1 protein-coding gene and 1 pseudogene are annotated in these 831 nt (G+C 68.4%); one reads left to right on the forward strand and one right to left on the reverse strand.

Features of this window, described 5'->3' with window-relative positions:
- Nucleotides 1-190 (forward strand): annotated as a pseudogene (locus G3I77_RS40390) (IS256 family transposase); the annotation flags it as partial.
- 125 nt (nucleotides 191-315) lie between these two features.
- On the opposite strand, the gene G3I77_RS40395 reads toward G3I77_RS40390, so the two are convergent.
- Nucleotides 316-831, reverse strand: a 516-nt coding sequence (locus G3I77_RS40395; protein ID WP_248512443.1) for an Ig-like domain-containing protein, incomplete at its 5' end; no start/stop codon positions are given.

The raw sequence follows: 831 nt of genomic DNA on the forward strand, positions 1-831 counted from the left end.
GATCCGCAAGGCCGTCCGGGCCCGAGGGCACTTCCCCACCGACCAGGCCGCCCTCAAATGCGTCTACCTGGCCGTCATGAGCCTGGACCCGACCGGCACCGGACGCAAACGCTGGACCATGCGCTGGAAGGCCGCACTCCAAGCCTTCGACATCACCTTCGACGGCCGGCTCACCGCCGGACGACGCTGAAGAAAACCGACCGAGTTCCACCGTTCACTACACAGACCCCACGGGTGCTCCCGATACGCACAGAGGACACGTCTTGAACCAGGCAGCCCACAGGCCGTTTGACGGACCCGTGCGCAGCACTCGGATCAGGCCGTGACGGTGTGCTTGTCGGTGCCGCTGGAGCTGTTGAAGTCCGTGCTGCCGGTGTAGGTGGCGGTGATGGTGTGGGTGCCTACGCTCAAGGGAGGGGTGACGGAGAGGGTGGCGCTGCCGTTGACGAGGGGAGCGCTGACGGGCGAGCGGTTTCCCACGACGAAAGTCACGGAGCCGGTGGGAGTGCCCGCGCCCGGCGGGACGGCTGTGACTGTCGCCGTGACGTTCACGGCCTGTCCGGGGGCCGACGGGTCCGGGGAGGAAACCACCGTGGTGGTCGACAGCGCCCGGTTCACGGTGTGCGGGTCGGTGCCGCTGGAGCCATTGAAGCTGGTGTCTCCGAGGTAGGTAGCGGTGACGGTGAACAGGCCACTGGACCTACTGGTGTAGGGGCGGGTGACGGTGGCTGTGCCGCCGGTCAGGGGCACGGTAGCGGGGGTGGTGCCGTCGCCGAAGGTGAAGGTGACGGTGCCGGTGGGAGTGCCCGCTCCAGGAGCGAGCGGCGCGAC

Source organism: Streptomyces sp. D2-8, from assembly GCF_023184515.1.
Classification (GTDB): domain Bacteria; phylum Actinomycetota; class Actinomycetes; order Streptomycetales; family Streptomycetaceae; genus Streptomyces.